At 68.0% G+C, this 20,700-nt stretch carries 24 protein-coding genes and 5 pseudogenes; 19 read left to right on the top strand and 10 right to left on the bottom strand.

Features of this window, described 5'->3' with window-relative positions; genetic code table 11:
* Positions 1–66: 66 nt before the first annotated feature.
* Positions 67–564, bottom strand: a complete 498-nt coding sequence (locus tag AC07C1_RS38285) for a hypothetical protein (protein WP_478946752.1) — start codon at positions 562–564, stop codon at positions 67–69.
* A gap of 673 nt (positions 565–1,237) precedes the next feature.
* Entirely contained in the window at positions 1,238–2,083 is an 846-nt protein-coding gene (locus AC07C1_RS38280; RefSeq protein WP_478946751.1) for a DUF3626 domain-containing protein, read from the bottom strand.
* Between the two features lie 2 nt (positions 2,084–2,085).
* On the opposite strand from AC07C1_RS38280, the gene AC07C1_RS38275 reads away from it, so the two are divergent.
* The 3 genes from AC07C1_RS38275 to AC07C1_RS38265 all read left to right on the top strand — a co-directional run bounded on the left by AC07C1_RS38275 (position 2,086) and on the right by AC07C1_RS38265 (position 3,381).
* Positions 2,086–2,439: a hypothetical protein gene (locus AC07C1_RS38275; protein ID WP_478946750.1), complete on the top strand. Its 354-nt coding sequence runs from the start codon at positions 2,086–2,088 to the stop codon at positions 2,437–2,439.
* 263 nt (positions 2,440–2,702) lie between these two features.
* Positions 2,703–2,825, top strand: a complete 123-nt coding sequence (locus AC07C1_RS38270; protein ID WP_478946749.1) for a hypothetical protein — start codon at positions 2,703–2,705, stop codon at positions 2,823–2,825.
* Positions 2,826–3,228: 403 nt separating this feature from the next.
* Positions 3,229–3,381, top strand: a complete 153-nt coding sequence (locus AC07C1_RS38265) for a hypothetical protein (RefSeq protein WP_478946748.1) — start codon at positions 3,229–3,231, stop codon at positions 3,379–3,381.
* On the opposite strand, the gene AC07C1_RS38260 is transcribed toward AC07C1_RS38265, so the two are convergent.
* A complete protein-coding gene (locus tag AC07C1_RS38260; protein WP_478946747.1) occupies positions 3,382–3,555 on the bottom strand; it encodes a hypothetical protein in 174 nt (57 codons plus the stop codon).
* A 434-nt stretch (positions 3,556–3,989) separates the two neighbouring features.
* Between AC07C1_RS38260 and AC07C1_RS38255 the strand changes: the two genes are divergently transcribed.
* The 3 genes from AC07C1_RS38255 to AC07C1_RS38245 all read left to right on the top strand — a co-directional run bounded on the left by AC07C1_RS38255 (position 3,990) and on the right by AC07C1_RS38245 (position 5,714).
* A complete protein-coding gene (locus AC07C1_RS38255; RefSeq protein WP_478946746.1) occupies positions 3,990–4,781 on the top strand; it encodes a COG4705 family protein in 792 nt (263 codons plus the stop codon).
* Positions 4,782–4,970: 189 nt separating this feature from the next.
* Positions 4,971–5,177: a hypothetical protein gene (locus tag AC07C1_RS38250; protein WP_478946745.1), complete on the top strand. Its 207-nt coding sequence runs from the start codon at positions 4,971–4,973 to the stop codon at positions 5,175–5,177.
* Between the two features lie 387 nt (positions 5,178–5,564).
* Positions 5,565–5,714, top strand: a complete 150-nt coding sequence (locus AC07C1_RS38245) for a hypothetical protein (RefSeq protein WP_478946744.1) — start codon at positions 5,565–5,567, stop codon at positions 5,712–5,714.
* Positions 5,715–5,815: 101 nt separating this feature from the next.
* Here the strand turns inward: AC07C1_RS38245 and AC07C1_RS38240 are convergent, their stop codons facing one another.
* From AC07C1_RS38240 to AC07C1_RS38230, 3 genes are all read right to left on the bottom strand, one after another.
* The gene (locus AC07C1_RS38240) at positions 5,816–6,541 is read right to left on the bottom strand and encodes a hypothetical protein (protein ID WP_478946743.1); all 726 of its coding nucleotides are present in this window, start codon (positions 6,539–6,541) and stop codon (positions 5,816–5,818) included.
* Positions 6,538–7,038, bottom strand: coding sequence for a hypothetical protein (locus tag AC07C1_RS38235; protein WP_478946742.1), 501 nt, complete (start codon positions 7,036–7,038; stop codon positions 6,538–6,540). The genes AC07C1_RS38240 and AC07C1_RS38235 overlap by 4 nt, the downstream gene beginning before the upstream one ends.
* A 227-nt stretch (positions 7,039–7,265) precedes the next feature.
* Positions 7,266–8,828 (bottom strand): UvrD-helicase domain-containing protein, encoded by a 1,563-nt coding sequence (locus tag AC07C1_RS38230; RefSeq protein ID WP_478946741.1) that lies wholly within the window; start codon positions 8,826–8,828, stop codon positions 7,266–7,268.
* A 321-nt stretch (positions 8,829–9,149) separates the two neighbouring features.
* Between AC07C1_RS38230 and AC07C1_RS38225 the strand changes: the two genes are divergently transcribed.
* The 5 genes and pseudogenes from AC07C1_RS38225 to AC07C1_RS38205 all read left to right on the top strand — a co-directional run bounded on the left by AC07C1_RS38225 (position 9,150) and on the right by AC07C1_RS38205 (position 12,446).
* On the top strand, positions 9,150–9,767 hold the full coding sequence (locus AC07C1_RS38225; RefSeq protein WP_478946740.1) for a hypothetical protein: 618 nt from the start codon (positions 9,150–9,152) through the stop codon (positions 9,765–9,767).
* Positions 9,768–10,562: 795 nt separating this feature from the next.
* Positions 10,563–11,330, top strand: a complete 768-nt coding sequence (locus AC07C1_RS38220) for a sigma factor-like helix-turn-helix DNA-binding protein (protein WP_478946739.1) — start codon at positions 10,563–10,565, stop codon at positions 11,328–11,330.
* On the top strand, positions 11,290–11,616 hold the full coding sequence (locus AC07C1_RS38215; protein ID WP_478946738.1) for a hypothetical protein: 327 nt from the start codon (positions 11,290–11,292) through the stop codon (positions 11,614–11,616). Before AC07C1_RS38220 ends, AC07C1_RS38215 begins: the two co-directional genes overlap by 41 nt.
* 31 nt (positions 11,617–11,647) lie before the next feature.
* Positions 11,648–12,103 (top strand): annotated as a pseudogene (locus tag AC07C1_RS38210) (hypothetical protein); the annotation flags it as partial.
* On the top strand, positions 12,075–12,446 hold the full coding sequence (locus AC07C1_RS38205) for a hypothetical protein (RefSeq protein WP_478946737.1): 372 nt from the start codon (positions 12,075–12,077) through the stop codon (positions 12,444–12,446). The pseudogene AC07C1_RS38210 and the gene AC07C1_RS38205, both read left to right, overlap by 29 nt.
* Before the next feature lie 2 nt (positions 12,447–12,448).
* On the opposite strand, the gene AC07C1_RS38200 is transcribed toward AC07C1_RS38205, so the two are convergent.
* A complete protein-coding gene (locus AC07C1_RS38200) occupies positions 12,449–13,213 on the bottom strand; it encodes an IS5 family transposase (protein WP_478946736.1) in 765 nt (254 codons plus the stop codon).
* Between the two features lie 129 nt (positions 13,214–13,342).
* On the opposite strand from AC07C1_RS38200, the pseudogene AC07C1_RS38195 reads away from it, so the two are divergent.
* From AC07C1_RS38195 to AC07C1_RS38185, 3 genes and pseudogenes are all read left to right on the top strand, one after another.
* A pseudogene (locus AC07C1_RS38195) lies at positions 13,343–13,483 on the top strand (LysR family transcriptional regulator); the annotation flags it as partial.
* A gap of 343 nt (positions 13,484–13,826) precedes the next feature.
* Positions 13,827–14,867, top strand: a complete 1,041-nt coding sequence (locus AC07C1_RS38190) for a vWA domain-containing protein (protein ID WP_478946735.1) — start codon at positions 13,827–13,829, stop codon at positions 14,865–14,867.
* A 415-nt stretch (positions 14,868–15,282) separates the two neighbouring features.
* Complete coding sequence (locus AC07C1_RS38185) at positions 15,283–15,525, top strand: hypothetical protein (protein WP_478946734.1); 243 nt, start codon at positions 15,283–15,285, stop codon at positions 15,523–15,525.
* A gap of 489 nt (positions 15,526–16,014) precedes the next feature.
* On the opposite strand, the gene AC07C1_RS38180 is transcribed toward AC07C1_RS38185, so the two are convergent.
* Positions 16,015–16,305, bottom strand: coding sequence for a WhiB family transcriptional regulator (locus tag AC07C1_RS38180; RefSeq protein WP_478946733.1), 291 nt, complete (start codon positions 16,303–16,305; stop codon positions 16,015–16,017).
* A gap of 445 nt (positions 16,306–16,750) precedes the next feature.
* Positions 16,751–16,957 carry a hypothetical protein gene (locus AC07C1_RS38175; protein ID WP_478946732.1) on the bottom strand — a complete coding sequence of 69 codons (207 nt, stop codon included), beginning with the start codon at positions 16,955–16,957 and terminating at the stop codon, positions 16,751–16,753.
* A 62-nt stretch (positions 16,958–17,019) separates the two neighbouring features.
* Between AC07C1_RS38175 and AC07C1_RS38170 the strand changes: the two genes are divergently transcribed.
* The 3 genes and pseudogenes from AC07C1_RS38170 to AC07C1_RS38160 all read left to right on the top strand — a co-directional run bounded on the left by AC07C1_RS38170 (position 17,020) and on the right by AC07C1_RS38160 (position 19,042).
* The gene (locus AC07C1_RS38170) at positions 17,020–17,787 is read left to right on the top strand and encodes a zinc-binding dehydrogenase (protein WP_478946731.1); all 768 of its coding nucleotides are present in this window, start codon (positions 17,020–17,022) and stop codon (positions 17,785–17,787) included.
* A gap of 8 nt (positions 17,788–17,795) precedes the next feature.
* A pseudogene (locus AC07C1_RS38165) lies at positions 17,796–18,048 on the top strand (leucine zipper domain-containing protein); the annotation flags it as partial.
* Positions 18,049–18,337: 289 nt separating this feature from the next.
* Entirely contained in the window at positions 18,338–19,042 is a 705-nt protein-coding gene (locus AC07C1_RS38160; RefSeq protein WP_478946730.1) for a DUF4097 family beta strand repeat-containing protein, read from the top strand.
* Between the two features lie 65 nt (positions 19,043–19,107).
* Here AC07C1_RS38160 and AC07C1_RS38155 read toward each other — a convergent pair.
* A pseudogene (locus tag AC07C1_RS38155) lies at positions 19,108–19,251 on the bottom strand (transposase); the annotation flags it as partial.
* Positions 19,252–19,381: 130 nt separating this feature from the next.
* Between AC07C1_RS38155 and AC07C1_RS38150 the strand changes: the two are divergent.
* Both AC07C1_RS38150 and AC07C1_RS38145 read left to right on the top strand, forming a co-directional pair.
* On the top strand, positions 19,382–19,576 hold the full coding sequence (locus AC07C1_RS38150; RefSeq protein ID WP_478946729.1) for a hypothetical protein: 195 nt from the start codon (positions 19,382–19,384) through the stop codon (positions 19,574–19,576).
* 48 nt (positions 19,577–19,624) lie between these two features.
* Positions 19,625–20,463 (top strand): annotated as a pseudogene (locus AC07C1_RS38145) (IS5 family transposase).
* The last annotated feature ends 237 nt before the right edge of the window (positions 20,464–20,700 follow it).

The following is a 20,700-nucleotide window of genomic DNA, read 5'->3' as shown; positions in this document are numbered from 1 at the left end:
TGCCCCGTCACCCGCTGCTGGCGGTGAACGAAGCCAGGTGGGAGTCTCAGGGGGCCCCTCGTGTGGTCAGCGCGCGATGCCCAGGGCGTCCAAGAACTCCTGGAACAGGTCCTCGACAAACGGGTCGGACCGCTTTGACAGGACCGCGACGAGCGCCTCTGGGCACGGGGACAAGCCGGCCGCCTGAGCCCACGCCACAGCAGTCTCTGCAGACTCCTCCAACCCCAGGAACCATTGATCGACGGACTGGTCGCCCTCCGTCATGTAGGCGGACATGGCCGTCCGGTCGAGGCAGGTGCGCCAGGTGGCCTGGTCTTTGGTGCGGCCCTCCAGCACGAGGCAGTCGCTGTCCATCACGAACCCCACGAGAACCGGGCCGCCGGTGATCTCCACGAGTTCGGCAAGGTCCTCCTCACCGAGGGAGCCCTCCCCTTCCAGTGACCAGATCCGCCAGTCACCGGCGCGCTCCTGAAGGAGTTCTACGCGCTGTCCGTCGGCGAAGACAGCTGTCTCGCCAAGCGGTGGCGGGTGATTGACGAGGATGAGGGAGCCCCAGTACCCCATGTGTACTACCCCCTTTTTCGAGGGCTGCCAGGAGGCGGCGGCGAGCGGCCCCCTGGGGTGCCATGGAGTGTTGATCTTACGGTGTGGTGCCGACGGTCTTACGGAGTGGCAACGGCTGAGCCGGCGACGTCGAGAACCACCACGCCTATGCCAACGCCGGTAGCGATGCCCTTACCGATCTCACCAGCGGTTTTCCGGTCGACTTCCAGGCCGCTGACCCAGCCGTCTGCGTCAACACACGTGCCGGTGACCACGGGCGCGGTCCGGGCGGTACTACTGAAGCTGGCCCGGCGTCGGGGGGCCGCGGTCGATACGCCACACCGATATGTAGTAAGGCCGTCCTCGTGCTGCACCACCTATCGGCGTGGGATTGGAAAACGCTCAACGTCCGCTGTCGAGCCGCTCCCGGATCCACTTCTCAGCCTCCTGCACGGACCCCATGGGAGCGGAATGGTCTCCTGAGTGGTCTTCTTACTTGAACGCCCAGCGCAGTTGGGCCAGAGTGGAGGCATCAGCGGCACGGGCCTGCGGCACGTGGAAGTGGTGTGGTCATCGGGACGGTCTCGCCGCCTTCGATCTCGTCCCTTTCCCTCTTTTCCAGCGCCTGGTCGCGAAACCTGGCACTGCCGTGTCGAGCGCAGCCGCAGACCCCGTGCGCCGGCGGCACGGCACGTCAACAGCCGCTGAGCTTCCCGAACCGGGCCACGCAATGCCAAACCTTCTTGAGGTCCTGGAGAGCGTAGCGACCCGTGCGGGCAGCGTCTCCGATAACCCTGGGAGTCAGCCGGCCATCGACAGCGATCTTGGCTCCCAGATCCACATACGCCTGGCCGCGGTAGTGCGGATGGTGCCGCAGTTCAGCCACGCTGAGCCGAAAACCGGGATGCCATTCGACTGGGCACGGCAGGTGTTGTGCCGCGTATTCGACTGCTGTACCGCGATATCTGGGGTCCAACACCAGTGCCTCTACGTCACAGGCGAACCTGACAGGCCCATGAATCTGTGCCTCGATATGGCAGTCCAGGGCATCCGTATCCGCTGCCTCAGCGAACTCGGCGAGCGAGCACCGGTCGGCGACACCGAAAGCAGACGGCTCAGCGGAACTGTCCGGGTAGCAGAACGTAGCGCGCGTGAGAGCCTCGGGCGTGAGCCTGAAGTACGAGGAACCGAATCGCGGAGCACCGCCGACCGGATCACGACGATAGTTCAACGCACCATAGACAGGACGCTGTTCAGGTGCGGCGTCGTCGTACGCGCCAGCGAAGAGACGACTCTCCCAGCGCCACCGGTCCCCGCCCGCATGAGCGGTCAGTCCACCGTTGCTCGTACCTGTGACGAACTGTGACCGGTAGACACCATCGTCAGCCATCTGAAGCAGGATGGGACGGTTCCTCTCCGCTCGATCGGGATGAAAGTGCATCGTCACCCGTAGGTCAGGAGGAAGGGGCTTCCCCCTGGACGAAGCCGCGACATGTCGCAGAGCCCTCTCCTGAAGCGACACGGCGATATCAGCAGCCATGCGTGGAGTCTGCACGGCCTGCAGTCACCAACGCACTCCAATTGCTGTTCGGCAGGTACAGGCACGGCGACGGGCGTCTGCAGCACACCGGCCGCACCACCACCCTCGGCCGGACGGCCGGCAGTGCGGTCGCCGCGGTGCTCGCTTCGGCGCGGCGCGGGCATCCGTGGACGGGCTGGTCGTTCTCCGCCGGGTGGGGCAGCCGGGTGGCGCTGGACGTTGCGCTCGTGGAACCCGAGCTGGTGGTGGAGCCGGCGTCGACGTCTCCGGCCGATGGCGGCATCCTGCACGCTTCCACCGTGCCCGCCCCGACGTTTCGCCCACGGACTCCCCGCGTCACGTCACCGCCGCGCTGACGTACCGTAGCGGCAAGGCTGGTACCGCGAACCTGACGTCAACACGACAGTCATGAATCACTCACGCGAGCGGCGAGGTTTTCCGTCGCCTTGACGACGCCACGTGATGGGCGACACCCCAGTCCGTCCCCGAAGTCCGCACGCAAACCAGTGTTTACGGACAATTCCCCTGATCTGCTGGTGAGTTGGTATATCCGACGGATCGTTTCGCTTGGGAAGCGTTGAGGACGAACCACTTCCCGAGCGGAAAAGAGTCGGTGAACATGGCCGACTGGAAGCAGCTCTCCAGCGCACTGGTGCGGATCGCGGTGGGCTCGAGGACCAACGTCTGGGGCGTCAACGCCGGCGCCAACATCTACCGCTGCACCGGCGACCTGCCCGGCTGACCCTCCAGGCCCTCACAGTGAAACCGTGCGCCACAGCAGGGGCCGCCGGCAGCCTCTCCGGGGCGCACATCTTCGCGCCCACCGCTTCCGTCGCCATCGTCGACGGAAGCCGATCACCACTGCTCGGTCAGCTCGTCGCGGGTGTGCGTCGCGACGTTTCTGACCACGCGGATCAGCGGTCGCTGGACGGTTGAGGCCGCCGGCCAAGGGCACCGGACTTTTGCGCATGCTCTTGACCGTCTGGCGTTCCCCCGGGACGGCCCATGCGAGCTTGGGCTTGCCGATCTCAGGCTCCTTTCGGCACCAATGCACGGTCGGCGTGGGCCTTGTGCGTGTGGCACGCGATGTGGCTGGCCCGCGTCGCGTGCCGCAAGACCGAACCCACTCCTTCTCAAGCGGAAAATTGATCAAGCTGGAACGATCCGCCGAAGAAGAGCGCGCGAAGCGCGTCGGCCTCACCGGTGAGGAGTACGACGTGCAGTGGCGCCGATGGCGGGAGGTGTCCGAGGCCGTGCATGGGGCCGTCACCGTGCACGCCGAAGCCGTGGGGCGTTGATCAGCAGGGGATGTCGAGGGTGACGGCGGCGGCGTGTTCGCTGTTCTCGGCGGGTGCGGTGCCGCCGTGGGAGGCGGCGATCAGGATGATGCCGGCAGCGATGGCGAGCTGGGCGAGAAGTTCGCGCAGGGCCTCGTCGCGATGGCCGCGGCGTAGGGCGGCAACGGCGATCACGGCGCGGCGGTCGGGTAGCCGGACCCGTTGGGCCTTGATCCGCAGCGTCTGCGGGTCGAGTGTCAGCAGTCCTCCGATGTCGCGGTGGACGGCGGCACCGCCGGCGGCGGAGCTGACCTCGGCGGGATTGTGGGGCCCGACGAAGCGGTCGCCGTGTCCGGCCTGACGGCGAGGTCCAGCCTGTCGACGGGTGTCTTCTCCCGGTACTTTTTGGTCAGTTGCTGTGGTCGATCACGCGCTTTTCTCACTGTCGGGCACTGGCGTCCGGCGGTCGCCCCCGGCGCCTCCGACAACGCCAGGAGCCGAAAAGCCCGATTCAGTGGTATCGGGGACTGGTCCGCGCCCGTCGGGGCGTACCGCGGTACTACGTGACGACGCCGACGCGTGCACGCTGTTCAGGTCGCTTTCAGGCTCACAATGCCATCGTGTGGATCATGACCGCAGAGCACGTCCTCGACGACCGGCCCCTCGTACCTGTACTCCGAATGGCGAACAAGGTGCCGGAGGTGACCGTCTACTTCTGGATCATCAAGGTGCTGACCACCGGCATGGGCGAGACGGCGTCGGACCTCCTGGCCCATCTGCTCGGGCCGATACCGGCGGTCGCACTCGGTGGCCTCGCCCTGGTGGCCTCCCTGGCCGTCCAGTTCGCTCTCCGCCGGCACGTCGCCTGGGCCTACTGGACCACCGTCGTCATGGTCAGCGTGTTCGGCACCATGGCCGCCGACGTCCTGCACGTCGGCCTCGGCGTGCCGTACATCGTGTCGGCCCCGGCATTCCTCGCCGTACTGGCTGCTGTCTTCGTCCTCTGGTACACGAGTGAGCGGACCCTGTCCATCCACACCATCCGGACTCACCGCCGCGAAGCGTTCTACTGGGCGGCCGTGCTCTCCACCTTCGCCCTCGGCACCGCCGCGGGCGACCTCACCGCCACCGTCGGCTTCGGCTACCTCGGGTCGGTCGTCCTCTTCGCCGCCGCCATCTGCGTGCCCGCCCTGGCGCACCACTTCGGCGCGCTGAGCGCGGTTACCGCATTCTGGACGGCGTACGTCATCACCCGTCCACTCGGAGCCTCCCTCGCCGACTGGATGGCACTCGGCCACACCCGTGGCGGCCTCGGCCTCGGCCTGACGCCGGTCACCCTCGCGTGGACGGCCGCGATCGTCGGATTCGTCGGCTACCTCGCCCTGTCACCGCGTGACACGCGCGCCCGCGCCGCAGTCTGAGGGTCGGCACGATTGCCTACTCGCTGCCGGTCAGGGCATGGGACGCGGGCTCGCGGGACCTGGCTGAGCCTGAGGTTGCGCGAGGCGCATGCAGGGCAATCGCGGCGGCTCCATGGATCTCACCGCAAGGGCGTCCCCCCTGGGCGAGCCGGCCGGAGGCATCGATTTCAGGGCCTGTTTCCCCCTTCGTTGCGGGGATCGGGCGAGGGCGACGGCGGCCTGGCTGCGCCACTGCCACTGCCGCTGGGCCAGTCGACCACCGACCCGGCCGTGGCAGGCCAGTGGCCGGCGTGGACGGCAGCCGGGCTGGAGGGTCTGTGCTTCGAGCGGCTGAACGAGCCGTTGTGCCGCGCCCTGGCCGACCTGCCCACGCCTCCTGCGGGCGCGCACCCGTGAGAGGGGTGGGCGGTTCTCGGCAGGTCGGGGAACGCAGCACACGCTCGATCTGCACCTGGCGCAGCCTGACCTCGTCATGGAGATCGCTGTCGACGTCTCCGGGACAGCGCCGGACGGTGGCAGCAGCGGCCCCCGGCCGCACCGCATCCGCACGGACGTCGACATCGCGGAGGTATCACTGTTCGGTGAGTGATCCGCGCTGTCCGGCCCTGCCCCGGCCGGGGATCCGGGCACGCTCGCCGGTGTTGCGCGCCGGACGGGGCCGCCGCGCTCCGCCGCCGGGCAAGCGGCGGCACGACGTCATCACACCCGACTCAACGACACGGCTTCCGGCGACTTTGCGACACTCGCCGGCGCTGTCCGCTCCCTCCGGCGGCGGCGGACAAGATGTCGCTGGGCCGGCTGCCCCAGGCGTGGGACATCGGCAGCAAGCTCCTCGGCGCGCTCCAGGGCGTACGGCTGTGCGCAGCGTGCGTGCACGTCATCGCCGCAGCGGAGACCACACCCCTGAGCCGGCCCAGGCGGCGTAGACGCTGACAGTCGATGGACACGGACAGCAGCCGGAGTCCGGTACCGGCCCAAGCGGGTGTGCCTGGCATCAGCCCGGCGTGAGGAATGGGATGGTCCCTGTGGGTACGTCACGCGGTAACACGGGGCAGCCTCAGAATCGGGTTCCAGGCGAACCAGTCCAGGACGTCGGCGCCCAGTTCCCATGGGGAACTCAGCAGTGCCTTCTCGGTTTCCGTCAGGTCGGCCATGACCAGGTCGGGGGCGGGGCCGATGCGTGTCATCAAGTCGCCTTTCTCACGGGAGAACTCCTCGTCCTCACCGCGCAGTCGGCGAACGGCTGCCCTCACACAGGCGGGCCACTTCGGCATGCCGAAGTGGTCATCGTGGGTTCCGATCTGAGGCGCACCGATGAAGACCAGGAAGTCCTCCGGTGGCAGTTGCTCCTCAAGATGCATGAGCACGTCGATGCGCTGCTTCACATGCTTCTTGATCTCTCCAAGGAAGCCCCAGCCGAAGTCGGTCAGGGTCCCGTCGCATCCTGGCCATACCGCATCCCGGTCCAAGATCGCGTCTTCCAGCTCGAGTAGGCGGAATCTGTCGTCTGATCCCAGAGCGTCGAACGCCTTGCGAGTGAGCCATGTGTTGCGCGCGAACATCATTCCGTCATGCAAGCCCTTACGCCGTTTGCTCGGTCGGGAAGCATGGGCGTTCTCGATCGGGCCGTTGCGCCACACGAACAGGACAGTCCCGTGGGCGGCTGCCCATCGAAGCCCGTCCGGTGACTCAAAGACACCCATCTCCTCGAGTCGCTCTCGTCCCCACACCAGTCTCTGCTGGACACCTTCGTCCGTCACGGCACCCTCTCCCCCACGTGCGTGGCCCGGCCACTGTGCGGGGCCTCGTCGACGACCCGCTGTACCTCGTTCTTGGCCTTGGCCGCTTGCCGGCTGGCTTTGCGGGCGGGGTCGAGGACGGCCCGTACCGCGGTGAGGAGTGATTCGGTGCACTCCACGCAGGCGGGGTCGTTGTTGTCGCAGACCTGCTGGAAGGCGGTCCGCGACGTAAGGCTGAGTGGGCCACCGCAGACGGGACACTTTCGGCCGGGGACGACGGCCCGGACACCGGCCGCGGCAACGGCGTAGATCTGGTGGCCCCAGCCCGCGGTGTCGATGTCCTTCGTCTTCTCGCACCACACCGGCGTGCCGTACTCGGGGGCGAACCCGGCCAAGGCCCAGTAGCGTTCGCCGAGGGCCACCAGCTCGGGGTCGGCCCCATCCATGGGGATCACGCCAGGGACGAGCTGGGTGAGGTCGTCGACGGCCGACTGCGGTTCGGGAAGATCACTCGTCACAGTCACTCACTCTAGGCGGGCCCACCGACAGTCCGTGGGGTCCTTGTCCGGGCATGCGCGGAGTCCGGGCATGCACGAACAAGCGTGGACGGCCGGTACCGGCAGTCGGCCGGTGCCGGGGGCTGTTGTCAGGGCGCTTCACCGGTTCCCAAGGCCGCCATGGAGCCGCGATGTGGGCGACTTGGCGCGAGGTGCACGATGACCGGTCGTGCACGGCGGACCGGCTGTCAGTTCGGCGAGGGGCCCAGCAGGTCCCAGGGCGACGGTGAGCCGGAGGGCTGGGGCGGGCGCTTGCCACCGGTGTTGCCGCCGGGGTTGCCGCCGGGGTTGCCGCCGGGGTGCTGGTTGATCCAGGACAGGCCGCCGAGATCGAGTTGGTGGCGGGCGCGGGTGACGGCGACGTAGGCGAGGCGGGCCTCTGCGTCGTCGATGTCACCGCGCAGCGGGTCGCCGTTCTCATCGGTCTCTTCCTGGTCGACGGGTTCGGTGAAGTCCTCGCCGATGCGCACGGAGGCCCATTCGCGGCCCTTGGCCTTGTGGGCGGTGGAGACGACGATCTCGGCGCCCTGCTCGTCGGCGAGCCTGTCCACCGCGCCCAGGATGACGTCGACGCCGTGTTCGTCGACGAGGTCGACCAGCGGCAGGAGATCCCGTCCGGAGGGGTCGTACTCGGCGTACTCCTGGAGTTCGCCCCAGGACTCGAAAAGGATCAGTTCGGGGTGGGTGCTGCGTTTGCCGGCCTTCAGGTCGCGAGCGGCCCTCGCGAGGGCCCGCAGGGACTCTCCGCCGCCGACCAGAGCGACGCGGCGGCCGGCGTCGAGCAGACGCATGACTTCGAGCATCGCGCCCACGTTGGAGCGGCACAGGATCGCGTCCGGCTGCTCGACGCGCTCCAGCCGGGTGTTGATCGCGGTGGTGCCGGCCAGGCGGATCGGGGCGTCCACGATGCCCAGCCACCGGTTGGCCTCCTCGGCGAGCGCGGGGCCGAAGCGGAACGACTGGGACAGTGCGAGCTCGGTGCCCTCGAAGCCGCTCATCACGTCCCGCGCGCCGCGCCAGCCGTAGATCGCCTGGGCGGAGTCGCCGACCATCACCAACTGGGTGTGCTCCCGCTGGTCGTTGAAGACCTTCTCGACCACGGGGTTGGTGTCCTGGGCCTCGTCCAGGAGCAGGAAGTCCGCGTTGATGCGCGGCTGGGTGAGGGCCCACTGCTTGAGGTAGTGGTCGTGGTCGAAGCGCACGACGCCTTCGTCGGGGTTCTGCAGGTCCTTCCAGGCCCGGTTCGCGTACGGCAGGACAAGTTCGACGAGCTGGGAGTGGAGGTGTTCGGCCTCGATGCCACGCAGACGCGGGACGTGGTGGCGCTCGATGGCGGGATCCGCGGACTGGCAGAAGCGGGTGACGGCCCGCAGCACGGTGTAGGAGAGGGCCTTGTTGGTGACGTTGCGCTCGCCGATCCGCACGCGCATGTTGATGTTGATGCCCAGGGCCGCGCCGGTCTTCCACCCCGGGACGCGGGGCGCGTCCATCCGTTTCCTGAAGCGGTGCCCGACCGCGGCGTACGCGAGCGCGTGCATCGTTTTGCACAGCACGTTGTCAGGGAACTTGCGGGACGCCTCGGTGGCGATGGCCTTGTTGAAGGCGATGTACCGGCCCCGCCTGCCGGTGCTGGCGGCGATCATCGACAGGGTTGTCGTCTTGCCGGTTCCGGCGCCGGCCTGCAGGACCAGGTGGTCCCCGCGCCGGAAAGTGTCGATGGCGCCGCTCTGTTCAGCGGTGGGTGCGGGCATTGGTGCTCCTCAAAGGGCGGGTACGGCTTCACAGGGCAATCGCAAGGTGACACATGGAGACATCGGGTGTCCGGCGATCACCGGATCCGCGCCCGTTGTGCGGGCAGAATGACGGCCTGGTTCGCGGTGGTCGCCCGGGCCCGCGCTGACCCCCCGTGCGCCAAAGACGCGGCCCGGAAGGTGGTTCCGCGGCCGACAGCCCGGCACCGTGCGTTCGCTGCCGAGCAGTCGCCCTGCGGCAAGTGGACGGAGAGGGGCTGGAGATCCGGCACTCAGGACAGTGACGCCACCGGACGGCGGATCGCCGGCGATGAGTCCGGCATGCTGCTGGAGGAGCGTGCCCATGCAGTAGGGATCGACCTGTACGCGGGCGGCCTGGCCCGGGAACTCGCACGCACCCTCGCTCTCAAGGGGCCAACGGATGGCACAAACAGAGGATTTGAGCGTGCTGACGTCCGCGTTGTGGCTCTTGCCTCACCTCGTGGCCGACGAGGCCAGCAGGAGGCGATGGACGCGTTCTTCCGTGAAGTCGACCAGGCCCGGGCCGTCACCGACCATCCCGGCGTCAAGGAATCCTGGCCGCGCTGTGCGACACCCGCTCCAGGCCGACACGCTGCACCTGACCGAAGGCAAAGAGCCGTTTCCCGTTATGGAGACAGTTACCACCCGTCGATCCAGCTCGCGAATGCTCACCGGGGCAACCCCGCCGTCGCCGGGCGCCGTGCCGGTGCACTGTCATCCGCGGGCGACGACTTGTGGTCGGTCGTCGTCCCGTTCATCGAGGAAAGCAGCCTGTTGCCCTACGACACCCCGACGGGCCTGGTGGAAATGACGTTCGAGAGAGCGTTGGAGGTGTATCCGGAGGCATCCATCGCGGCGGTCGCCTCCTGCGAGCTCATGCCGAAGCGCAGTGGGCCGACGCGCTCAAGCGGCGCGTAGTCCCACTGTGCCCGGTCGGATTCGTCAACCACCGCCCATGGGTCAGGCCACACGGGACGTGCGGCTGGGGCGGCTGCGTCTCGGGTCCCGGCGCGATGCTGACCCTGGCGGCAGCAGCCTCGACGCCGACCGAAGACCCGGTGGGCCGTTCGGTCGTCGTCGTCGAAGACGACCGAACGGCCCACCACCGACCGGTGTGAAAGGCCGGCGCGCGTCGTGCTCAGGCCGTGCCGAGCGGGTTGAGCACGGCGAACCGCCAGCAGCCGTCGGTGCCTCGGCACGCGGCATTGGCGGTGGGGGCGACGCGCTCGCCGTGCGGGGTGGTGACTTCGAGGGTCCAGTCGGTGACGAGCAGCGCGGTCTCGGCGTGCGGGGCTGGTCCCCTCAGTCCGATGGGAGCGCCGGGCGGCAGCTGAACGCCGGTTCCGGCTCCCTGCCTGGGCCGCGCGGCGCGCCCACCGCCCGAGTCAGAGACGCTGCGGGATTGCCGGGCGTGCCGGTCGGTACGTCAGTGATACGAGCCCGGGATCGTGTCCGGGGCCGGCGCTCACCAGTTCCCAGGCGTGGGGTATGGCTGTACCGGATCACCACCAACGCCTGCCTGTCCGCGCTCGCCAGCACCCACCGCAGGGTCCTGCCGTCCGGTCTCGGCGCTGCCACCGGCGACGGAGGTGCGGACCTCGTCCATGCCGACGACATTCCCTGGCTCACTCCGCTGCCGACCTCCCCACCGGTTCGGCACGCGCAGTATCCGTCGAAGGTCACGGTTCTGCGCGCCAGCACCCGGCTGGCTTGGTGGCTGCCTTCCAGCGGCTGCCGGTTCGGCAGCGGGCCGCACTGCTCTTCGTCGACGTGGTCGGCTTCCGGATCGCCGAAGCCGCGGAGTTCCTCGGCATCTCCGTCAACGCGTGTCGCAGCCTGCTGCAACGTGCCCGGGCAGCGCTGGCCGACGACCCGCCGGCCGAGGACGACATCTCGGCGGATCCCGAACTGGACGAGGGGCTGCTGCGCCGCTACCTGGCGGCCTTCGAGACCGCCGACGTCGAGCGTCTGGCGGAGCTGCTCCGCGACGACGTGACGTACGAGATGCCGCCGTTCGCCACCTGGTTCCGCGGCCGCGACGCCGTCCGCGACCACTGCAGACGCCGGGTCTTCCAACGGCCTCTGCGCGCGCTGCCGTTGCGGGCCAACGGCTGCCCCGCGCGGTCGCGCAGCGTGAGGCCGGCGGTCTTCACCGCGGCTGTCACGTCGGACACGAGCGTCGTGTCGGCGACGAAAGGCATGGCTGTACTCATGGCGGGCTCCCTGGAGTTCGGTCACTGCGGGGCGGCTTGTCTTTCGCATGTCTTTCGCAGCCGCACTACGAAGGTAGGGCGCCCGACCATTAACAACAAGTGCATGCTTTCCACTCGGAGAGTTACTCTTATGCAACTGGATCTGGACCTCCTCGCGGCCCTGGGCGCGTTACTCGAAGGGCAGTGTCGCCGGCGCGGCGGCCCGCCTTCATGTCACCGCACCGGCGATGAGCCGCTCCCTGGGCCGCATCCGCAAGGCCACCGGTGACCAGATCCTGGTCCGCACCGGCCGCAGCATGGTCCCCACCACCCGCGCGCCGGCCATGCGCGCCCCGGTCCACGCCCTCGTGCAGCGGGCCCACCAAATCCTGTCCGCGCAGCAGGAACTCGACCTGGCAGCTCTGGAGCGGGAGTTCATCGTGCGCTGGCACGACGCCCTGACCGACGCCTGCGGCACGGCCCTGATCGGCGCCATCCGCCGCGAGGCCCCCGGCGTCCAGCTGCGCCTGCCCGCCGAACCCGGCACGGACACCCCCCGAGCTCCGCCGGGGTGAGGTCGACCTCGCGTCCAGCTCCAGCCGGCCGACGCTCCCCGACATCCGCCACCGCCTCGTCGGCCGCGATCGTCTCGTCGTCGCCGTCCGGCCCGGCCACCCGCTCACCGAAGGCCCGCTGAACCTCGAGCGCTACGCGGCCGCCGGAACACCTCACCGTGTCGCGACGCGGACGCCTGCACGGCCCGGTCGGCGACGCCCTGACCACATGCGGGCACGAACGCCGCGTCGTCGCCGCCGGGCCCACCGTCGCCTTCGCCCTGCACCTCGCCCGCGACACCGACCTGGTACTCCCCCTTCCCGACGCGGTCACCCGCGCGGCCCGGGACCGACTCGGCCTGATCACACTGACGCTGCCACTCCGGATGCCCGCCATCCCGCTGTACCTGCTGAGCCCATTCCAACTTCAGGCGACAGCCGATCGGCGCTGTGTCACGGACATCTGGTAGACCCTGGCTATGACGTTTCTGGTGGTGGTCGATGGTGATGCGGGCGGATGGCGCATCGATCGAGAGGCGCTGACTGACGCGATTCGTGCCCGGTGGTCTGGGGTCGAGATCGACTCGATGCACCGCAGCGAAGTGCAGAGCGTCGTATGGGAGTTTGAGACGGAGAACGGCCCCGGTGAGGCGTATCTGCACGAGGACGGAACCTGCCTGTACATGGACGTCTGGGAGGAAGACGCGATCTGGTTGGCGATCGTCTTCCGCAGACTGACACCCGTGGACCTCGACCTGGTGTTCTGCGATGAGCGCTACACCTTCGACGTTCGTCTGCGGGCCGCGACGACGGAGGCCGAATTGACGAACCTGGTGAATGCTGCGGGTTGATCTCAGCCCGTGGCAGCGAGCTGGAGGACCAGGACGGCTTGGACGAGGCTCGTGATCCGGGTCGTCGAGCAGCGGAGTTTGCGGAGGAGTCGCCAGGACTTGAGGGTGGCGATGGCTTGTTCGGCCAGTGCACGGATCTTTGCGTGGGACCGGTTGACGGCCTGCTGGCCGGTGGAGAGGCTGTCCCATCGGCCGCGGTAAGGAAGGCGGACTGTGCCGCCTGCGCCCTGGTAGCCCTTGTCGGCCCAGCAGATGATGCCGGCCTCGGCGAGGGCGTCGATGATGCCGTGCTCGCGCGCGGCTCGGACGTCGTGGACGGCGCCGGCCAAGGCTGGCGAAGCCCACATCAGACGCCCCTTCGGGTCGGCTATGACCTGCACGTTCATGCCGTGCTTCTTGTGTTTTCCCGAGTAGAACGGGCGGTCGGCAGCGATTCGGTCGATGGGCAGGAGGGTCCCGTTCAGGATCACGTACGCCTTCGTCGACGCCGCTCGTGCGGCTTCGGTGAGGGTGGGGGCGAGGGCGGCCAGGAGGTTGGCGGCCTCGGTGATGTATCGGTAGGCGGTGGTGGTGCCGATCCCGAATCCGGCCGCGAGCTGGGCGTAGGGCTGGCCGTTGCGCAAGTGGGCGAGGGTGAGCAGGGCCTGTCGACCTGCGCTCAGACGCCGCCATCGGGTTCCGAGAGCGCGGCGGTGTTCCCTCAGGCGGGCGGCGAGGAAGCGCAGGGTAGAGCTGGACACGTCGACGCCGGACGGGGAGACAAGCATGCGAAGCCTCTGATGGAGACGGTTCTCTTGGTCGAAAACCCATCTACCAGGGGCTTCATCTGTCTGTCAGCCCCAACTGCCCGGCTGGCATGTGAGGTTGGAAAGGGCTCGCTGTACCTGCTGTACTTGCTGTACTTGCTGTGGCACCAACGCTACGACGACGATCGCGCCCACACCTGGCTGCGCGACCTGGCCGCCGAAACCGTCCAGGCACTGTTCGCGCCACCGGCCGCCTCCCAACAGGCCCTCACCTCCCCAACCGGGCAGTGATGACACCGGCTGGGCATACAGCCTGCCGGGGCGCCCCGATTCGGTGCTCGAGACCCTCACGCTCAGCTTCACGGCCCCTGTTCGGACTCGCCGTCGACCGTGATCTGTTCGCTGTGGCCGCACGGCACCGGCCGCTGACCTCCCACTCCACCCACAGGGCGAGGGCCACAAGTCCGCGCTGGAACGCCTGCTGCACCTTGCCCGGGCCTTCGTCGCGGCGGGACAAGCTCTCCGCTGCGTCCCGGCTGCGTCCCTGGTCGGGTGGGCTCGTCGGGAGCCGAGATCGATTGTCAGTGGTGGGTGAGACGGTAGGAGCATCGAGTCGGAACGAGGGGGAGAGATCATGTCCGGAACCCAGAACTACATCAATCACGTTGCTCTTGTACTGGACGCCAGTTCGTCCATGTCGCACCTGAGCCGCAAGGTCGTCGAGGTCGCCGACCAGCAGATCGCATATCTTGCCCGCCGATCGAGGGAACTGGACCAGGAAACCCGCGTCACGGTGTACGTCTTCGCAGACAAGGTGGAGTGCGTCATCTACGACAAGGACGTGCTGCGGATGCCGTCGCTGAAGCAGCTGTATCGGGTCGGTGGGATGACGGCTCTGCTGGCGGCCGCACTGAAGTCACAGCGGGAGCTGGCGCAGACGGCTCAACTGTACGGCGACCACAGCTTCCTGACGTTCGTACTCACCGACGGGCAGGAGAACGCAAGTCATCGCTGCCCGGATGCCCTTACCAGGGATCCTCGCGAACTGGTTGAGGCCGTGGCCGAGATGATTGATACACAGCAGGACAACTGGACGCTGGCCGTCCTTGTGCCGGACCAGATGGGCAAGCGCGAGGCCATGCGGTGCGGTTTCCCGAAGGACAACATCGCCATCTGGGACGCCACGAGCACACAGGGTCTGGAGGAGGCCGGGCAGGTCATCCGGCAGGCCACCGAGAAATTCATGGTGGGCCGCACCCAGGGCATCCGGGGATCGCGGGCGGTGTTCTCCACGGGTGCGGAGGCGGTCAACAAGGACACCATCAAGGCGGCCGGCCTCACCCCGGTGGATCCGTCGGAGTACGAGCTGATCCCGGTTGCTCGTGACGCGGCGATCCGGGACTGGGTCGTCGAATGCGGACACACCTACCGTACCGGTGGTGCGTTCTACCAGCTCAGCAAGTCGGAGAAGGTTCAGGCGCAGAAACAGATTGCGGTGCTGGAGAAGACGACCGATCGGGTGTACACGGGGCCTGAGGCCCGAGCCCTGCTCGGCCTGCCGGACGTGGAGGTGCGCGTCAAGCCGGACCACAACGACGACTTCACGATCTTCGTGCAGAGCACCAGCGTGAACCGGAAGCTCGTACCGAACACGCGGCTGCTGCTTCTCCTCTGACGCCTTGGAAACGCCGTCGGGTGCCGGAAGCCTCGTCGTCCCGGCACCCCACCAGCGACAGAGTCGGCGGCTGCGGGCGCGGCCCGGTAACGGCGTCCCCTTGCACTGAGGCTGGCAGGCCATTCCGCGTCGGACAACGCGAAACACCCCGGCTCATGGCGCAGCCTGCTCAGGTCATCTGCACTCCCCTGCTCGACCAACAACGGAGCCGGAATGACCGGCGGCGGGCTCGAGCCCCTCCTGGGCCCGACGACCGGCACGATGCCCCGGCCGCCACCGCCCCCCGACGTCCTGATAATCCCACCCGCACAAGACGCCCTCGCCCGGCATCGGCGTAACCCGGCCGCGGCTCTACCCGATCGGGCGGTACGTGAGATCGTCGGCGCACGGGCCCGGCCGCTTAGTATGCGTGACCGTGGCAGAGGTCCCCGATGAGTTGGTCAAGCTGGAACGATCCGCCGAGGAAGAACGCGCGAAGCTCGCCGGACTCACCGGCGACGACTACGGCGCACAGTTGCGCCGCTGGCGTATCGCCTCCGACAAGGTTCAGGCAGCCATCACCAAGCACGCCGAAGCCACCGAGGCCGACTGGCACGAGCTGGAGCAGGCCGTGAAGAAGGCCGTACAGCACGCCCAGGAGGACCCGGCTGTCGAGTAGCCGGCGCCCGCCCCTGCCTCGGGTCTGGCCAGGCGGCCAGCACCTCGTGCGCTTCGCCTCCGGCTCGCCCGGCCGGCAGCGACGACCAGGACCTGTAGCCGCCGACATCCCTGACCATGCGCGCCCACCGCTCGTGGCGAGGGTGTCGCCGTGGTCAGGGCACGCACCACGCACCCCAGGGCACGCACCACGCACCCCAGGGCACGACGCACTGACCGGGGTTGTCGACGGTGTCCTACAGAGTCTTGGCATACAGCGCGGCCGTGACGGGGGCGGTGGTAACCGGTGGTCACCCACGAGCCCTCCGCCGCCGACGAACCCCACACAGCCACCCGGAAGGAAGATCAAGCCGGCCGGCCCGGCACGTCGAACAGCACGGCACAGCACGGCCGTGCCGTCGATGCGATTGACACGGTGCTATCGCTGGACCTGGCCGGGCGCACGTCCAGCCCCTTTCCGAGTGGGCCGCCCGCGAACCGAACCTGCCCCTTAAGGCGACGCCGCCCCACGGGCAGGTTCCCCCCTTGCCCGCCGGATGGCACGGCGCTGGATGGCCGTCGTGGCACCCCATATTCCGTCGTCTTCGCCGTGGTCGATCGCCCATGTCCGGCAGGCGATGATCACGGGGCACCTACGGCATATGGCCCGGGCCAGGGAGGCTTCCGCGCCAGGGGCGGAAAAGTCGGAAACCGGGAAGAAGATCTCGGGATCCTCCCCGACGCACGCGGCTTGATCACGCCAGTCGGAGCGTCCCGGGCGGGTGTGGAGAAAGCCGGTCATGGTTTACCTCTACTAAGGCCGACTGCTTACAGGTCGGGTGGCGGCTACGGCATAGCTGCACCGCAGTCCCGGCAGAGGTTTGGTCCAGAATAATAGCAAATGGCGAATTTGAGAATTCCTGCACCTGGTACGGATATCGACCGGGCCAGAAGGTGCGGGCGGCCGACTACTGCCAGTCCACGATCGACCGGGTGCTCGTCATCCGCTCGCTGCTGGAATGCGGACTGCCCGTGCGGTTGATCAGGGAAGTTCTGCCCCGCCTCACTGACGAACCTGATGTCGGCACGGATGTGGTGCGCGGAGTTCCTGCACGAGGTGCAGAGCTATCGCGCTCGACTCGCTGCACGTATCGCCGTTCTCAGCGATCAGCAGGCGGCGCTCGACGCCTACCGGCAGGAGGCCCACCGCACTGATCTATGAGCGTCACTTGACCTTGACACAAGTGTCAGACTCCGACGTTCGGTGTGTGGAGATCAACAAGCAGCAGCACACCGCCGAGCACACGGTACGAGCACTGGTCCAGCAGTCGCACCGGGGACCGAAGGATCTGACCATCACGACCGATCATCGCCGCCCCGCCCCAGGGCCCGGCGAGTACCTGATCCGCGTCGGCGCCGCCGGGGTCAACTTGGCAGACGTCATGCAGACCCATGGCCTTACGGAGGAGGCCCGCAGGCGCCCTACGTGGCAGGTTTCGAAGCCGCCGGCGAGACCGTGGGCGCCGGCCCGGACGTCGAGAGTCCGCTCCAGCTCGGCACCCACGTCGTCGGAGCCGGGCCGGGCGCGTTCGCGCAGTACATGACGATGCCCGCCGCGGGTGCACTTCCCGTGCCTTCCGGCTGGAGCGACGCCGAAGCGCTCGGCCTGGTGCTGAACTGGGCAACCGCCTTGGCGGCACTGAAGCCGTTGGACGAGATCAAGACGGGTGAGGTGGTGCTCATTCATGCTGCGGCCGGAGGCGTGGGGCAGGCCGCTGTCCGTCTCGCCCGCCACTACGGTGCGCGCGTGATCGCCACGGCGTCACCGGCCAAGCACGACACGGTCAAAGCGCTCGACGCCGACGACGTCCTGGACAGCCGGCACCCCGATCTGCCCGCGGAGATCACCCGCCTGACCGGCGGGGTCGACCTGGTCGTGGAATCGGTGGGACAGGCCACGTTCGAAACCAGCCTGTCGGTCACCAAACCCTTCACCGGACGCGTCGTCGTGTTCGGCGCCGCTTCCGGAGACGCCACTCTGACCACGCGCGACCTGATCTTCACCCATCAGGTCCAAGTCAGGGCTCTGCACATCGGTGCGCTGGCGGACGCAGCCCCGTCCCTCTACCGGTCGCTGCTCGTCGAGATCGAGGCACTCATCACCCACGGCGTGTACCCGCCCGGCATCTCCACGTCCATCCCCTCGCCGAAGGGGCCGGCAGTGCTGCAGCAACTCGAAGCGGGCCAGACCCGTGGCAAGCTCGCCCTCGATCCCTGGCGCTAGGAACGCCTGTGACTCACCGCAACGTCCGCTGTCCCCCGAAGGGAGGTACGCCTCGTGCAGCGTTGCCAGCACCGTCCGATCCCCGCCCACGTGGCAGCCGAGATGGGCATCTCCCGTGCGTGCCCGCCGAAATGGGTCAACCGCTACCGTCGGCCGGGTGAACTCGGTCTGCTGGACCGTTCCTCAACACCCCGACGCCAGCCGACCGCGACGAGCTATGACGTCGTGGCCAGGCGGGAGACACTCGGCCGTGCCGAAAAGTGAGCCTCCGCCAACTTGAAACCGGAGGTCATAGTTCGTCCAGTTCCGCGCGCCGCGCGGTGATCCGGTCCAGGAGGTCAGGATCCAGCATGCTCCGGATCGTACGTCGCAAGCTCCCTCCACGGCGGCCGTGGCGGCTGTGTACGACGGCCCAGTCCTGACATTGGGGGGTTTTCCCCAGTGGGGTCGGGAGGACGGCTGCGTAGGATCGCGCTGACTGATCACCAATTCAACTCGCTTCCCACGGGGGACTTTCATGCGACGCCCACAGACGCGCACTCTTGCAGCGGTGGCTCTGGCTGCTCTCACAGTCTGCGGGCTATCCGCGTGCTCGGCCGTCAGCCAGAAGACCTTCGCGGACGACGCCAAGGTGCCTCAGAGAGTCACCTCAATCCGTCTCGACAACAGGAACGGAGATGTGAAGGTGGACGCTTCGGCCGACGCCTCCACGATCTCCGTGCACCGCAAGGTCCACTACCGCGGTGACAAGCCCAGTGGCACCTCCTTCCGCGTCAGGAAGGGCGTTCTGATGCTCTCCGGCTGCGGCAAGAACTGCGGCGTCGACTACGTTGTCAAAGTGCCTGCCGGTCTTCCGGTGACGGGAGGCACGTCCAACGGTGACCTCACGCTGACCGATGTCGGCGCGGTCGATGTGCACACAAGCAACGGTGAGATCGCGGTGACCAACGCGACGGGCCCTGCGAAGCTGCGCACGTCCAACGGTGACGTCGACGTCAAGGATGTAAAGGGCGGCGGCATCGACACGCAGACATCGAACGGCGAGGTGACGATCCAGACGGCCACCCCGCAGGACATCAAGGCTCGCACGACCAGCGGCAACCTCACGGTCACCACACCGCCTGCCAAGTACCAGATCTCCGCGAACGACTCCAACGGCGACAAGAACGTGGCGTTCGAGAATGACCCGTCCGGCAAGTACCGCCTAAATCTGTCGACAAGGAGCGGTGACTTGACTGTGAAGTCGGCAGCCTAAGGGCTGTCCCGTTAGTGATCTTTGAGTCGCCAGGGGCAGGGTCGGTCGCGGTGCGGTCCGCTCGCCTATCCGGCGAGGGCGAGGTTGTGCATGCGGGCGATGCCGAGCATGGCGTGGTGGACCCCGTCGCCTTTGAGGCGGCGATCGCGGAGAATCTTCCAGGTCTTCATCCGGGCGAAGACATGCTCGACACGGGCGCGGACCCGCTTGGGGTGCCGAAGCCCGTCCCTGTCACTTCACGGGACGGCTGTGCCCGGGCCCCTGTCCCAACTCTGCGCGGACTAGGCCGATTCGTTTGGATCACTCCCGCTGAGCGAGGTTGTCGGTGATGATGTCCGTGTGACTAACCGCGTCAGCGCTCTGATCTCGGCCTTCGGCGTTCTTGCCAGCACGGTGTTGCTCGCCGGCGCCGTTCGCGAGTACCGGTCCGGGGCATCGGCTCTCTGGATCGCGGCTGGAGCTGTGATCTTCCTCAGTGCCCTGTACGCGCTCGTGCGGGACCTGCGACGACTGCGTACAGGGCAGGCGACCTGACGAACGGCACCGATCCCGGAACCGTGCCCTTCGGTCGTTGGTCAGTGTGTGCCGTTGACTGATGCACAGTGGGCGCGGATCGAGCCGTTGCTTCCGGACCGGACGCCGAGGCGGGGTGGCCGCTGGCGGGACCACCGTGAGGTGATCGACGCGATCGCCTACAAGTTCCAGACCGGCACGCAGTGGGTGCACCTGCCGGAGAGGTACGGCAACTGGCGGGGCAACCGGCTGCGGATGTGGGCCGTCGACGGCACGTGGGAGCGGGTGTTCACCGCCCTGGTGGCTCAGGCTGACGCGGAAGAGGACGTGAGCTGGGCGGTGTCGGTGGATTCCACGATCGTTCGGGCTCACCAGCACGCGGCCGGAGCCCGCAAAAAGGGGCCCCGGCCGGCGAGCCGGACGACCATGCCATCGGCCGGTCCCGCGGTGGACTGACCACGAAGATCCACCTCGCGGCCGACGACCGCTGCCGGCCACTGGCCTTGTACCTGACCGTCGGCCAAGCAGGCGATGCTCCGGCCTTCACGGAGGTGATGGCCCGCCTGCGGGTCCCACTGCCTCGCGGACGGCCCCGTATCAGGCCCGACATGGTCCTGGCCGACAAGGCGTACTCCTCCCGCGAGATCCGAACTCACCTGCGCAGACGCGGCATCCGCGCGGTGATCCCCGAACGGGCCGACCAGCAGGCCAACCGGCGGCGGCGTGGGCAGGCTGGCGGCAGACCACCCGCCTTCGACCGGGAGGCGTACAAGCAACGCAACACCGTCGAGCGGTGCATCAACCGCCTCAAGCAGTGGCGCGGCATCGCCACCCGCTACGACAAGACCGCCACCGTCTACCTGGCAGGACTCCACATCGCAGGCATCTTCCTCTGGTCCGCCCGATGATCCAAACGAAACCGCCTAGTGACCTGAGTCGGAGATTCGTCGTTGGTTTGGTATGAGTCGTCCGGGTCCGAAGATTCCGCCGTTGTCGTTGACCGATGCCCAGCGGGCCGTGCTGGAGGGCTGGGTGCGTCGCCGCACGACGGCTCAGGCGCTGGCCCAGCGGTCGCGGATCGTGCTGGAGTGCGCCGACGGGCACTCGATCATGGAGGTGTCACGTCGGCTGCGGGTCACTGCGGA

It is taken from the genome of Streptomyces sp. NPDC045022 (assembly GCF_056432605.1).
This window is presented reverse-complemented; position numbering and strand designations above follow the sequence as displayed.